This window comes from Chryseobacterium sp. FH1 (genome assembly GCF_000735135.1).
Classification (GTDB): Bacteria; Bacteroidota; Bacteroidia; order Flavobacteriales; family Weeksellaceae; genus Epilithonimonas.
Genome location: NZ_JPLZ01000006.1, coordinates 1 through 13,136 on the forward strand (window position 1 = coordinate 1; position 13,136 = coordinate 13,136).

General features: G+C 37.2%; 13 protein-coding genes. 6 read left to right on the forward strand and 7 right to left on the reverse strand.

Annotated features, from left to right (window positions below; genetic code table 11):
* The first annotated feature begins 394 nt into the window (after positions 1–394).
* Both thrC and rpsO read left to right on the forward strand, forming a co-directional pair.
* A complete protein-coding gene (gene thrC, locus IO90_RS07055) occupies positions 395–1,690 on the forward strand; it encodes a threonine synthase (protein ID WP_034965354.1) in 1,296 nt (431 codons plus the stop codon).
* A gap of 194 nt (positions 1,691–1,884) precedes the next feature.
* Positions 1,885–2,154 carry a 30S ribosomal protein S15 gene (gene rpsO / locus IO90_RS07060; RefSeq protein WP_034965356.1) on the forward strand — a complete coding sequence of 90 codons (270 nt, stop codon included), beginning with the start codon at positions 1,885–1,887 and terminating at the stop codon, positions 2,152–2,154.
* Positions 2,155–2,207: 53 nt separating this feature from the next.
* Here the strand turns inward: rpsO and IO90_RS07065 are convergent, their stop codons facing one another.
* From IO90_RS07065 to IO90_RS07095, 7 genes are all read right to left on the reverse strand, one after another.
* Positions 2,208–2,891 (reverse strand): DUF2971 domain-containing protein, encoded by a 684-nt coding sequence (locus IO90_RS07065; RefSeq protein ID WP_034965360.1) that lies wholly within the window; start codon positions 2,889–2,891, stop codon positions 2,208–2,210.
* A gap of 40 nt (positions 2,892–2,931) precedes the next feature.
* Positions 2,932–5,463, reverse strand: a complete 2,532-nt coding sequence (locus IO90_RS07070; RefSeq protein WP_034965362.1) for a YfhO family protein — start codon at positions 5,461–5,463, stop codon at positions 2,932–2,934.
* Between the two features lie 166 nt (positions 5,464–5,629).
* Complete coding sequence (locus IO90_RS07075; protein ID WP_034965364.1) at positions 5,630–5,857, reverse strand: hypothetical protein; 228 nt, start codon at positions 5,855–5,857, stop codon at positions 5,630–5,632.
* Positions 5,858–5,866: 9 nt separating this feature from the next.
* Complete coding sequence (locus tag IO90_RS07080; protein WP_228374654.1) at positions 5,867–6,910, reverse strand: DUF6263 family protein; 1,044 nt, start codon at positions 6,908–6,910, stop codon at positions 5,867–5,869.
* A 72-nt stretch (positions 6,911–6,982) separates the two neighbouring features.
* Positions 6,983–7,738, reverse strand: a complete 756-nt coding sequence (rlmB, locus tag IO90_RS07085) for a 23S rRNA (guanosine(2251)-2'-O)-methyltransferase RlmB (RefSeq protein ID WP_034965369.1) — start codon at positions 7,736–7,738, stop codon at positions 6,983–6,985.
* 212 nt (positions 7,739–7,950) lie between these two features.
* Positions 7,951–8,385 (reverse strand): hypothetical protein, encoded by a 435-nt coding sequence (locus tag IO90_RS07090; protein ID WP_034965370.1) that lies wholly within the window; start codon positions 8,383–8,385, stop codon positions 7,951–7,953.
* A gap of 3 nt (positions 8,386–8,388) precedes the next feature.
* Entirely contained in the window at positions 8,389–8,865 is a 477-nt protein-coding gene (locus IO90_RS07095) for a DinB family protein (protein ID WP_034965372.1), read from the reverse strand.
* A gap of 221 nt (positions 8,866–9,086) precedes the next feature.
* Here IO90_RS07095 and IO90_RS07100 point away from each other — a divergent pair, with 221 nt between their 5' ends.
* The 4 genes from IO90_RS07100 (at position 9,087) to IO90_RS07115 (ending at position 13,136) form a co-directional block, all read left to right on the forward strand.
* Complete coding sequence (locus tag IO90_RS07100; protein ID WP_034965374.1) at positions 9,087–10,091, forward strand: AAA family ATPase; 1,005 nt, start codon at positions 9,087–9,089, stop codon at positions 10,089–10,091.
* A 158-nt stretch (positions 10,092–10,249) separates the two neighbouring features.
* On the forward strand, positions 10,250–11,110 hold the full coding sequence (locus tag IO90_RS07105) for a DUF58 domain-containing protein (protein WP_034968661.1): 861 nt from the start codon (positions 10,250–10,252) through the stop codon (positions 11,108–11,110).
* Between the two features lie 40 nt (positions 11,111–11,150).
* Positions 11,151–12,095 carry a BatD family protein gene (locus IO90_RS07110; protein WP_051878784.1) on the forward strand — a complete coding sequence of 315 codons (945 nt, stop codon included), beginning with the start codon at positions 11,151–11,153 and terminating at the stop codon, positions 12,093–12,095.
* 51 nt (positions 12,096–12,146) lie between these two features.
* Positions 12,147–13,136, forward strand: a complete 990-nt coding sequence (locus IO90_RS07115) for a VWA domain-containing protein (RefSeq protein WP_034965376.1) — start codon at positions 12,147–12,149, stop codon at positions 13,134–13,136.

Genomic DNA, 13,136 nt, shown 5'->3' on the forward strand with positions numbered 1-13,136 from the left:
AATAAGATGTTGGTTTTGAACAATATACGCAACAAAATCATTCACCGTATTTTTGCAGTGGTGAACTCCGGCAGAAATTACGAGAAAAACTACCAAAATAATTTGGTTTGTCCATAGAAATCAAGTCGGGCTGCGGATTCGTCGTTAAATCAAGATTTGTCCTAAAACCCAATATTGTTATTCCGTAGGAAATCAATGTAGTAGTTTGACGAGGTCAATCTCAAAGGTCTAGATTCCTAAGGAATGACAAAGGCTTTAAAGTTTTATTCTTTGATGAGCGTAATCGTCTTTGCGAACCTTAAAAATATTTTCAATAAGAATCAAAAAAATCTTAGCGGACTTTGCGTTAAAACCTTAAATCTATCAACCAACAACAATTAACTATCAACCAAAAATGAAATACATATCAACAAGAAAACACGAAGAAACCAACATCAAAACAGCCATCCTAAAAGGTTTGGCAGATGACGGCGGACTTTTTATGCCAGAATATATTCCGCAACTTGATGCTGGGTTTTTTGAAAATCTACCGAATCTTAGCTTGCAGGAAATCGGTTTCCAAGTAGCAAAAGAATTCCTCGGCGAGTCCATTTCCGATGACAATTTGAAAGAAATCATTAATGAAGTTTTGAATTTCGAAATTCCAGCTGTGAAAATCTCGGAGAATATTTATTCCCTGGAATTATTCCACGGTCCAACGATGGCTTTCAAGGATGTTGGCGCAAGATTTATGGCGAGAATGATGGCTTATTTCTCAGAAGGAAAACCGATGAAAGTTGTCGTGGCGACTTCTGGCGATACGGGAAGTGCCGTTGCATCAGGATTTTTCAATGTTGTGGGAATTGAGGTTTACATTCTCTATCCAAAAGGAAAAGTCAGTCCGTTGCAGGAAAAACAGTTGACAACTTGGGGCGGAAATATCAAAGCGTTGGAAATCGATGGCACTTTTGACGATTGCCAAGCTTTGGCAAAACAAATTTTGTCCGACGAAGAACTGAATCAAAAATTCACTTTGACATCGGCGAATAGTATCAATATTGCCAGATTGATTCCACAATCATTCTATTATTTCTGGGCGTTTGCTCAATTAGAAAAATTAGGAAAGCCAATTGTTTTCTCAGTTCCTAGCGGGAATTTTGGAAATTTGACAGCTGGGCTTTTTACTAAGAAAATGGGTTTGCCAATTCATCAATTCATAGCTTCAACCAACGCAAATGATGTCATTCCAAAGTTTTTAGAAACCGGAAATTACGAATCGAAACCTTCAAAACAAACCATCAGCAACGCAATGGACGTTGGCAATCCAAGCAATTTTGAAAGAATGAAAAGTCTTTTCAATGATGATGTTTCGGAATTCAAAAAAGAAATCGAGTCGTATTCTTTTTCGGATGAAGCGACAAAAGAGACGATGATAAAAGTTAAAAACGATTTCGGTTATACTTTGGACCCGCACGGCGCGGTGGCTTATTTGGGATTGGAAAAATATTCTGAGAAATCAAATGAAGATTTTGTTGGTGTTCTATTGGAAACGGCTCATCCTGCAAAGTTTGTCGAAGTTGTGGAAGAGGTCTTAAAAGGGAAAATCGAAATCCCTGAAAAACTGGAAGCTTTCAACAGAAAGGAAAAACAGTCTGTGGAATTTCCAGCGGATTTCGAATTGGTGAAAGCATTTTTGATGGAAGAGAAGTAAGAGTATGTATTCAGTAAGTTTGTCATTCCGTAGGAATCTCAACTTAGCTGTCTAGATTCCTACGGAATGACAAAATCGTGTTTTATTGAATAGAATTTATTCCAATAAAAATACTTTTGATTTTAAGTTCTTAATCCCAAATAAAATCCTATCTTTGCACCCGAATTACATAATAATCATTAAATAATATTGGAATGTATTTAACAACTGAAAAAAAGTCAGAAATTTTCGCAAAGCACGGAAAATCTGCAAATGACACAGGAAGCGCTGAAGGACAGATTGCTCTATTCACTTTTAGAATCAACCACCTTTCTCAGCACTTGAAAGCTAACCGTCACGATTTTGCTACTGAGAGATCTCTAGTGAAATTGGTAGGTAAGAGAAAATCTCTTCTTGATTATTTGAAGAAGAAAGAAATCTCTAGATACAGAGCTATCATCGCTGAATTGGGAATCAGAAAATAATTTCCGCTTTCAAGCAAAAAACAAAAGCAACTCAATTTGGGTTGCTTTTTTTGTTATTTTACTGCTCGAATTTTGATACTAAAATTCTCACGATTAATAATACTTTTATAAATTTTGATATGTTTTTGATTGGCAATTTTTTTTAAATACTCTTCAATAATGATATTTGTATTTGCTCCTATTATTATTGATTTGATAGATGTTGCATCATATTTAACTAAGCCAAATTTATCAGATAAAAATCGAAATTCTTTTTCATATTTCCAACCTAAACTTTTATTAAATAAATATTCATCGTAAGAATTTTCGAATAATTGCATTTTTTTACTTTTCGGAGAGTAAATTACTTCAGAAGACTTAGTTACTTTTCTTATGTTTTCTTCAACGTTAAAACTCTCCAATGTAAAATCATATTCAACTACATAACCTTTGTGATTATCACAATAGTGGCTCCATAGAACTAAATTGTTTTTTGACTTTGATAGTGATAAAACTCCAACTGATTGATTTTTTAGAAAACTGCTATCTAATAATTGGTTTTTATATTTCTCAGTTGAATACTTCCTTTTGGGTAATAAATAATCAAAATTTTTGGGATTTTCAAAATTGGCTATACCTTCAAAAGGGTCGTTAAGATATTCTATTTTTGAAAACCAAATTTCATCATTTAGAATACAATTTAAATCTCTTTCCACGTCAGAAATTTTTATTGCATTCTTATATTTATAGAGTTTCATTGGAAGGAGTAGTCTAATTAAGTATTTAAAAATAGTTTATTTAAAGACTAACAATTTCTTTGTTCCTTTTAAACAGAAAATAAACCCCAATCAAACTCAACAAAACAAACAATCCAAAACTTATCAAAGAAAATAATTTCCCAGTCTCGATAACGGCTGGTTCAAATTTCATTTCAATTTTGTGCTTTCCTGCTGGAACGTAAAGCGCTCTCAAAAGGTAATTGGCTTTGATGTAATCCACTTTGTTTCCGTCCAGATAAACATTCCAGCCGTGAGGATAATAAACCTCAGAAAAGACCGCTAATTGAGGCGTTTTGGAAGATGAATCAAATGACAATGCGTTTGGCTGATAAGATTTCAAAGCCAAAAACGCCGTTGAATCTTTTACCAGATTTTTCCCGTTGAAATAAGCTTTGTCATCTTTAGAAATCACCGCGATTTTTTTGGTGTCAAGATTTCCTGTTTCATTCAGTTCCTCGTTTGGATTGTTTACGAATTTGATGTCAGAAACAAACCACGCATTGCCGTTGGCTTCAGGGTTTGGAGAGATTTCTGGTTTTTGCTGGTCGCCAACTAGGAAGTATTTGGTGTTCAGCATATTCAGGATTCGGATGGTTTTTACCTGGTCTGTGGTTGAGAAATATTTGTTGATTAAATCATCGTAACGTCTCAGTTTAACCGCGTGATAACCGCCGATTGAAGATTTGAAATAAGAAGTATTCGTCTCACTGAAAGTTCCTAAAACATTGTTGAAAATCCTGTAATGGTCTTTATCTTTTTCAGCGATGGTTTGTAAGGCTTTGTTCACTTCGGTCTGTTGCAAAAGGCTTTGAACAAAAGAATTGTCGCCCGCTTTGCTCATCAGATATTCCGAGTTTTCGGTTTGGAAGGGATAATCTGCGAAGGTTTTATCAACGTAATTATCATCGTTCAGATAACGTCTGTTCACCGTCCAAAGGTCAAACAAGCTCACGAATCCGATGATTAATAAAACGATGTTGACATTCAGTTTTTTCTTTAATCCAAAAAATAAAACGCCGGCTGTAATCAAAACATAAATAATCGCTTTCAAAGCATCGGTTTGGAACATCGACGCTCTTTCATCAACCAAATAATCCAACACATACGGCGGAAGATAAGTTTTCTCATTCGCGGTGTAGAAACCTAAAATTCCTTTCCCGAAAACCATAAAAATCAATGTGATTCCGAGAACGCTTCCTGAAACATAAAGCAGGATTTTCTTTTTGTATTCCTCGGTCAGATTTTCATCCGTAAAGAATTTATACAAGCCAAGAATCGCAATCAAAGGGAATAAGAATTCCACAACCACCAAGATAGAAGACGGTGCACGGAACTTGTTGTACAACGGCACATAATCGATGAAGAAATCCGTCAGCGCAGAGAAATTGCTTCCCCAAGCCAAGAAAATCGTTAAAATCGAAGCACCCAAAATCCAATATCTGTACTTTCTTCCAGCAAAGAAGAATCCTAAAACTGCCAAGAAACAAACCACAGCACCTTGATAAGCCGGTCCAGAAGTGGTCGGCTGGTCGCCCCAATAGGTCGGACTTCCGAAACCTCTGAGGAACATATCGTATTCTTGTTGGGATTTGATGTTGTCCTGAGCCAAAACCTGGATTTGTTCCATTATTTTGTCGGAACCTTCTTCCTGACTTGCGCCTCCCATCAATCTAGGAATGAATAAGTTAAGTGTTTCTAGTTTTCCGTAGCTCCACATTGTTATGCTTTCTTTGTCCATTCCGGATTTTCCAGCGGTGTGATTTTTATCGTTCAGGATTTGCTTTCCACGAACAGTTTCCTTCACGTATTCGGCATTTGCCATTAGTCTTTGCGAGTTCATTCCAACGCCGATGATTCCAGCGACGGCAACGATTCCTGTCGAAATTAAGAAATGTTTCCATTCGATTTTCCCTTTGATGGCTCTAATCAATTCCGAAAGGAATAAAAATCCTAATCCGAGGAACAGATAATAAGTCATCTGTGGGTGATTCGCACAAATCTGAAGTCCCATAAATAGGGTAGTGGTGATGAATCCGAGAATATATTTTTTCCTAAAGTAAACCAATAAAATCCCCGCTACCAATGGCGCAAAGTAGGCAATCGTATGAACTTTTCCGTTGTGTCCAGCCGAAATAATGATGTAAAAATAAGTTGACAATCCAAAGAATGTCGCGCCCAGCAAAGCATATTTCCAGTTTCTAACAGCCACCATTCCCAAAAAGAAAAATCCGGCAAACAGCAAGAACAGGTAGTTTGCAGGTTTCGGAAGGAACAAAAACAAATCGTCAATTTTCTTGATGACATCGCCACGAAATTGCGCGCCAGTCTGATAAGTCGGCATTCCGCCAAACATTGCGTCGCTCCAATAGGTTTCGTTTTCGTTGTTCGCACGGTATTGCAAAAGTTCTTCCGCGCCACCTTTGTAGAAAACGATATCGTGTTGCATCAAACGTTTTCCAGAGATGACAGGATTGGCGTAAACCACCGCCAGCAAAATGAAAACAACCAAACTTGCAAGGATGAAAATGAGATTTTTCTTGTTTTTGAACATAGATGTTAGATATTAAGCTTTATATATTAGATTTGAAATCAGCGTTTTAACAATTAATATCAATTATCAAATGGCTTTAAACTTTCAAATTCCAAATTTAATATTAAAAAACCTTTCAGACTTAATAATCTGAAAGGTTTTATGTTTATTTTATGTCAGAATCTGACTATTGTTTTTTCTCTTCTTTTATTTCCTCAAAATCCACCGTTTCCGCATCCCATTTTACTTTTTGTTCGGGCATTTTTTTCGAACTGGTTTGCTGGTTTTGCTGTTGATTTTTTGGATTCAGAGTGGGGAAGTTTTTATAAAACGCACTGAAAAACAAGCGCTTCAAAATATTCCAAACGAAGAATATGATGATGGTTGCTATGATGAGTTCTAAAATGTATTTCATTTCCTGTTCTTATTTATAGGATGGATTAATGATGATAGAAGTGGTGGAATTCTTGCTCATACTCTGGGTTTGCTTGCCATCGGAAACCGTTTCTTTTTGATTGGTTTTGATGGAAAGGTTTTGGTTCAGTAGCCAACCAGTGTTTTCATCCACAATGATTTTCCCACTTTGCGAACCGCCCATACTCATCGAGTGTGTCATTCCGTTTTGGGATTGCTTGTCCGATTTGGATGGAATCACCCCAGTTACGGTAATTTCTGCTTTTCCGTCTTCAACTTTTGTCAAGGTGAAAGTCAGGTTTTGTTTCAATTTTCCGCTTGGGTCGATGTCTTCGGAAGTGGTCCATTTTTCTCCGATTTTCGTTCCTTTTACGGGAAGAAGTTTTAGGTTTTTGCCCAATTGTTCCTTCATCATTTCCTCGTTGAAACCAGCTTTGAAGCTTTCTATAAAGCCATCCTGCTGTTTCTTATCTTTCACAGTTCCAGCAATTGCTTTCTTCAAATTGTTGTAAATGGCATCAAATCCTGTAACCGATTTGATATTTCCCGAAGCATCCATTTTCACGTTCAGTTTATTTCCTGCCAAACCTTTGCTCACAAGATATTCCATTTTCAGATTTTCCTCTTTTGGAGCGGGCTGTTTGGTGTCGATGGTCAACGTCTTTCCGTTTGAAGTGCTGGACATTCTTTTGCCCACCATATTCAAAGTCAAATCGTAGATGTTGTCTTTGAAATCATTGACTGTCACAGACATTTCGTCCGTCGTTTCATTGGTTCCAGACATTGTTTTTCCATCTGGCGTTGTCAAAGACTGGATTTCTCTTTGATAAGAAACCAACGGATAAGTCACGCCTTTTTCAAGAATGAATTTTTGTTTGAAAATGCCACTACTGTCAGCAATCGCTTTCGGTTTTGAAGCTTCTTCGTCGGAAACTTCCACGGTTACAGTTTCAGTTTTTCCGGTTTTTGGGTCAACTCTTGTAACGGTTTTTGTTTCCTTTTTACAAGCGACCAATGTTATGGCAATTAGCGCAAGCGCTGTTATTTTTTTCATAATTGATGTTTAATAATAAATTATAATTGATGTTTTGATAATTATCAAGTTGATTTCTATCAAACAAAACTATCAACCAGCAACAACTATCTTCTGTCTCACGGCTTCATAAAGAATCGCGCCACACGCTACAGAGACGTTTAGGGATTGGGTTTTACCTTCGATTGGCAATTTTATTTTTTCATCGGAGTGGTGAAGCACTTCTTTTGAGATTCCCGTTTCCTCATTTCCCATTACGATTGCGCACGGTTCTGTGAAGTCCACGTCGTATATCAATTTCTGCGCCTTTTCCGTTGCTGAGAATACTTTGATGCCACTTTGCTGAAGGAAATCTACCGAGTGGGCAAGATTTTTTTCTTTACAGATTTTGATATTATAAATCGCTCCAGCCGAAGTTTTGATAGCATCAGAATTAATTGGCGCACCACCTTTTTCTGGAATCAAAATCGCGTCAACACCCACACATTCAGCGGTTCTACAGATAGCTCCGAAGTTCCGAACATCGGTCAATCTATCAAGAATTAAAATAAATGGCGTCTTTCCTTCTTCAAAAAGCTGAGGCAACACATCCTCGATTTTGTGAAACGGAACGTCTGAGATGAAGGCCACCACACCTTGGTGGTTTTTTCGTGTAAAACGGTTGAGTTTTTCTACGGGAACGTAGTTTGGGCGGAGATTATGCTTGGCCAAAAGTTGCTTCAGTTCGAAGTAAATTTCGCCCGTCAAAGCGTTTTGTAAAAATATTTTATCTACGGTTTTTCCGGCTTCTAAGGCTTCCATCACTGGCCTTAAACCGAATATGAAATCGTCTTTTTTCTCTGGATTCATTAATGAGATTTTGTTTTGCAAAAGTAGTCTTTTTGAGATTAATTTTATCTTAACAAAATTGTAAAGTTCTTGTTTGAACCACAAAAGTCACAAAAGGAAATCATTTGTAGGAAAAATTTAGAATAAGCGCAAAAAAGAAAATTTTACAGAAAGTCTTTTTTGAACTTTTAAAAAACATATTAAAGAAAAAACTTTTGTCCCTTTTGTGGTTTTTAATCCAACACAAAAACTAAAAACTCGTCATTTTCAGTTTTGAATTTCAAATCGCCCGTTTTTCTGTAATCTTCAAAAAGTGGCGTTGGAAACTTATCATCGAATTGTTTGGTCTTGAAGAATTTTCCCTTTATTTTTAAAGGGATTTTCTTAATCAATTTATCCGTCGTCACCGGAATTTTGAATTTCCTTTTCTCAGGATCTTTGGAATCGACGTAAAAACAATGTGCAATCAATTCAGCCTTGTCAACATATTTTTCGTAGTCAGCAGTTTTTACAAAATTTGGAAGGTTAGTGTCTTCCCAAGTCAGATAAAGAACTTCGATTTCCTGAGTTTTGCTGATAGGTTGGTAATATTTGAATCGCTCATTATCGGAAATCGAAAATGATAAAACTCCCAAGAGGAAAATCGGAAAAAGGAATCTGAATTTCATTAATTATAAACTTAATCCTTCCGCAATCAAAGCTCTTTTCTGAGCCAAAATATAACCGTAATGAATGCTTTCGTGCATATTGTTGAAGATGATAGCGTCCTGTACATTTTTCAAATCAATCCCAAAACTCGTGGAATAAGGGGTGTAATCCGAGAAGAAGTCATCATCATAATCCTTCATCAGGATTTTTGAAGTTTCAATTAATAGGTAAGCCAAATCCTCCATTTCGGATTGTTTGACATCCACGTTGGCGAAAGTTCCTTTTTTGTAAGTTTCCACCCAATATTTGTCGATTCTGAATTGGTTTCCGCTGAGATAATAGCAAAGTAACTGTTGCTGGGCCACGCAATGCGCGATGTTCCAATAAATATTGTTGTTGAATCCGTCTGGAATTGTCAGAAGGTCTTTTTCTGAGGTCGTTTGTAGAATATTTAAAAGGTTTTTTCGAACCTGTCTATGATTGGCAAAATGATAATTCATTTTCGGAGAGAAATTTATTTAGTCCAAAGTTATATTAATTATAAATAAACGACAAATTATTGAGATTTATTAGCAAAAAGTAAATCAGTTTGCTCAAAACTTCCATCATCTGGCTTCCAACTTCCATCTCTTTAACAAATATTTAACGGAAGTTTGGCAATTGTTATGTTTGCTGTTGCTAGATTTTATGTGAAATTTACCAATTATTTTTATTAATTGATATGTCAGAATTGAATCAAGCAGAAGATATCAGACAACTTACCGAAAAAGTTAAAGAACAAAATTACTTTTTCTCCATCTTAAAACAGGAAATCAACCGCGCCATCATCGGGCAGGAATATATGATAGACCGTTTGCTCATCGGACTTCTTGGCAACGGGCACGTTCTCTTGGAAGGTGTTCCGGGATTGGCAAAAACCTTGGCCATCAAAACCTTGTCGGAAGCTGTTGATGGACAATTTTCCAGAATCCAGTTTACACCGGATTTGTTGCCTGCGGATGTTGTTGGGACAATGATTTACAGCGTGAAAGACAACGATTTCAGTATCAAAAAAGGACCTGTTTTTGCGAATTTTGTTTTGGCAGATGAGATCAACCGTGCGCCGGCGAAAGTTCAGTCCGCACTTCTCGAGGTGATGCAGGAAAAACAGGTGACGATTGGCGACGAGACAATGCCTTTACCAAAACCTTTCCTCGTATTAGCCACTCAAAATCCGATTGACCAGGAAGGAACTTATCTTTTGCCAGAAGCGCAAACCGACCGTTTTATGCTGAAGTGTAAAATCGATTATCCTGAATTCGAGGATGAGAGAAAGGTGATGCGAATGATTTCGACGCAGGATATTCCGCAAATCAGAAAAGTGGTGGATTTGAACCAAATTGTTGAAGCCAAGAAACTCATCAATCAAATTTATCTTGATGAAAAAATAGAAAAATATATTCTGGATATGGTTTTCGCAACCCGTTTTCCAGAGCGATACGGCTTGTCCGAAATAAAAAATTACATCAGTTTTGGTGCTTCACCGAGAGCAAGTATCAACTTGGCCATTGCTTCCAGAGCGTATGCATTCATCAAAGGAAGAGCATTCGTAATCCCGGAAGATGTGAAAGAGATTGCGAAAGATGTTTTGAGACACAGAATTGGATTAAGTTTCGAAGCTGAGGCAGAGGAAGTGACTCAAGATGATATTGTGAATAAAATTCTGGCGAAAATTCAAGCACCGTAAATGAGTTTGAGGGTTTGAGAAAATATTGAGAATATTCAGGACAAATCTTGTTCTAAAATTTGGTTAATCTGTTGATAGTGGTCAGTCGTCCTATTGTTTTTGAAAAAACTAAGAGGTCTGAAAACTATCAACCGATGACCGCCAAAAAACAATCTAAATTGCAGATAAAAGACATTGTCAAAAAAGTAAAGCAGATAGAAATCCGAACTCGCAAGAAGACGGAGGCATCGCTTATGGGACAATATCACAGTGCATTCAAAGGTCAAGGAATGACTTTTTCAGAAGTTCGTCAATACCAGTTTGGTGATGACACCCGAAGAATGGACTGGAACAAAACTGCACGTTTTCGCGAGCCATTTGTGAAAGTAATGGAAGAGGAACGCGAGCTCACAATGATGCTTGTCGTGGACATTTCCGCCTCAATGGATTATGGAACGAGAACTCAGTTGAAACGAGAATATGTTGCAGAAATCTGCGCTTCTCTTGGATTTTCGGCCGCTGGAAACAATGACAAAATCGGATTGATTCTCTACGCAGACAAAGTTCTGAAAGTAGTTCCGCCACAGAAAGGTAGAAAACACGTTTTGTCTATCATCAGCAACATTTTGTCGGCTGATTATGTTCCTACAAAATCCAATCTGGATGTGGCTTTCAATTATATGATGAGCGTTTTCAAAAGGAAATCTTTGGTGTTTCTGTTTTCGGATTTCGAAGATGAATTTGACCAAAAAATCCTGAATGTGACCGCCAGAAAACATCAGGTTTTGGGACTTCGTGTTTTTGACGAAAAAGATATGGAGATTCCAGACATCGGTTATGCGCTTTTTCGTGATGCGGAAACTGGTCAGCAAGTTTGGGCAAACACTTCCAGCGCTAGATGGCGATACGATTTCGCAGAACAGCAAAAACGAAAAATGCGCCAGACAAAAGAAGAATTCGAGAATTCATCGGCCCATTTTTTAGATATTAAAACCTCAGATGATTACAGCAAGTTTTTGTATCAATATTTTAAAAAGTAAAAAACAAGAACCAAGAGTCAAGATTAAAGACAGTCAAATAATGCCTTACAGAATTTTCAAAATATTTTTTTCGCTTTTCATATTTATTTCTTCGTTTAGTTTCGGGCAAACCTTATCATCCAATCTTGATAAGACGACTTTGGCGTTGGGAGAGGTGGCGATTTTCAAGATTCAAATTCTGGATCTTAATGGAAAACAAGTACAGGCCGCGCCAAGAAACGAAATGCTTCCTTTTCATTTTGAAATGGTGAATGACAGTATTGCAGTTCAGAAAGATGTTTATTTAAGATCAATAAAATTCGCCGTTTTTCAGGAGGGAAAATTTACCATTCCGGAAATAGAGATCAGAGTTGGAGACCAAATCTTGAAAACTATCCCTTACGAAGTCGAAGTCATCAATACTGCGAAAAAAGATGACCAGATCAATGACATTATGAAGAATAAGGAAGTGGATCTGAATGTCAAAGATTATTGGGATCTCTACAAGTTCTATGTTCTTCTGGCTTTATTAATTATAGCGATCATTGTTTTGATCTACGGAATCATCAAATGGGGAAGAAAACGTAAGGACAGTCCAGCGGTAACGACCAATCAAACCTTGAAGGATTTGGATAAATTAAAAAAGAAAAACTACATCGAAGACCAGAATTTCCGTGCTTTCTACGTTGAATTAATTGAAATTTCCAGAGCCTTCATCACCAAACAATATCAAATTCCAGCAGACGTTTTGCTCACTGACGATTTGATTGTTTATATGAAACAAACCAACGCCATTTCTCCAGAGAATGAAAAAGTGGTAGAAGATATATTCCTGCGTGGCGATCTCGTGAAGTTTGCGAAAACAATCCCAAATCAGGAAATTATGAATCAGGATTTTGCGGAGATCAGAGCGTTTGTAAAGCGTTCCACAAAAGACATTGAAGCCGAAAATCTAAGAAATGTGAATAATGGAGATCAGGAAAACTATAGAGTCAAAAATCCGTAACCATTTAATCAAAATCATTTATCAACCATCATTTATCAATTATAATCACCCGTGAATTTCGAATTTTACAGTCCTTGGTTTTTATTACTTTTTCTTTTGTTCATTCCATTGTTGATATTGGATGCGGGCAAGAAGAAGAGTCGTGGGATTGCGGTGCCTTCGGTTCAGAATATGCGACCGAGCGGAAATATTTCTTTGGTGATGTGGTTTTTGAAGATCTCAAAATATTTCATTCTGTCAGCTTTGATCATCGCTTTGGCAAGACCAAGAACTTACACGGTTTCCCAAGACAGAGACGAGTCAAAGGGAATTGACATCATCCTTTCTGTGGATGTTTCACTGAGTATGTTGGCAAAAGATCTGGATCCCGATCGATTGGAAGCTTTGAAAAAGATTGCCGTCGATTTCGTCAATAAAAGAGAAAATGACAGACTTGGTTTGGTAGCCTATTCTGGAGAAGCTTACACCAAGGTGCCACTTACGACGGATCATCAGGTTGTTGTGGATGAGATCAATTTGTTAAATCCATTGGAATTGCAACAGGGAACTGCCATTGGAGAAGGCTTGTCCGTCGCTGTGAATCACCTCAAAAAAAGCAAGGCGAAAAGCAAGATCATCATTTTGATGACAGATGGCGTGAATACAATTGTCAATGCAATGCCTCCACAAATTGCTGCTGAGTTGGCGAAAAATAACGATATAAAAGTGTACACCGTCGGAATTGGAAGCAATGGTTTTGCGCCATTTCCAACTGGAACCAATATTTTTGGAGACATTGTTTTCACGGAGCAAAAAACGGAAATCGATGAAAATACTTTGATGGATATTGCCCAACTGACAGGCGGGAAATATTTCCGGGCAACGGACAATTCCAGTCTCCAAACGGTTTACGACGAGATCAATCAATTGGAAAAATCGGATGTGAAAACGTCGAAATTATACAATTACGAAGAATATTTCAGGATTTTTCTCTGGATTGCCTTGGGATTTTTGGTGTTGGATGCGATGTTGCGTTGGGTCATTTTTAAAATTTTGAATTAA

Coding starts and splice junctions, on each gene's coding strand:
- thrC (WP_034965354.1), top strand. CDS start 395: ATGAAATACATATCAACAAGAAAACACGAAGAAACCAACATCAAAACA.
- rpsO (WP_034965356.1), top strand. CDS start 1,885: ATGTATTTAACAACTGAAAAAAAGTCAGAAATTTTCGCAAAGCACGGA.
- IO90_RS07065 (WP_034965360.1), bottom strand. CDS start 2,891: ATGAAACTCTATAAATATAAGAATGCAATAAAAATTTCTGACGTGGAA.
- IO90_RS07070 (WP_034965362.1), bottom strand. CDS start 5,463: ATGTTCAAAAACAAGAAAAATCTCATTTTCATCCTTGCAAGTTTGGTT.
- IO90_RS07075 (WP_034965364.1), bottom strand. CDS start 5,857: ATGAAATACATTTTAGAACTCATCATAGCAACCATCATCATATTCTTC.
- IO90_RS07080 (WP_228374654.1), bottom strand. CDS start 6,910: ATGAAAAAAATAACAGCGCTTGCGCTAATTGCCATAACATTGGTCGCT.
- rlmB (WP_034965369.1), bottom strand. CDS start 7,738: ATGAATCCAGAGAAAAAAGACGATTTCATATTCGGTTTAAGGCCAGTG.
- IO90_RS07090 (WP_034965370.1), bottom strand. CDS start 8,385: ATGAAATTCAGATTCCTTTTTCCGATTTTCCTCTTGGGAGTTTTATCA.
- IO90_RS07095 (WP_034965372.1), bottom strand. CDS start 8,865: ATGAATTATCATTTTGCCAATCATAGACAGGTTCGAAAAAACCTTTTA.
- IO90_RS07100 (WP_034965374.1), top strand. CDS start 9,087: ATGTCAGAATTGAATCAAGCAGAAGATATCAGACAACTTACCGAAAAA.
- IO90_RS07110 (WP_051878784.1), top strand. CDS start 11,151: ATGCCTTACAGAATTTTCAAAATATTTTTTTCGCTTTTCATATTTATT.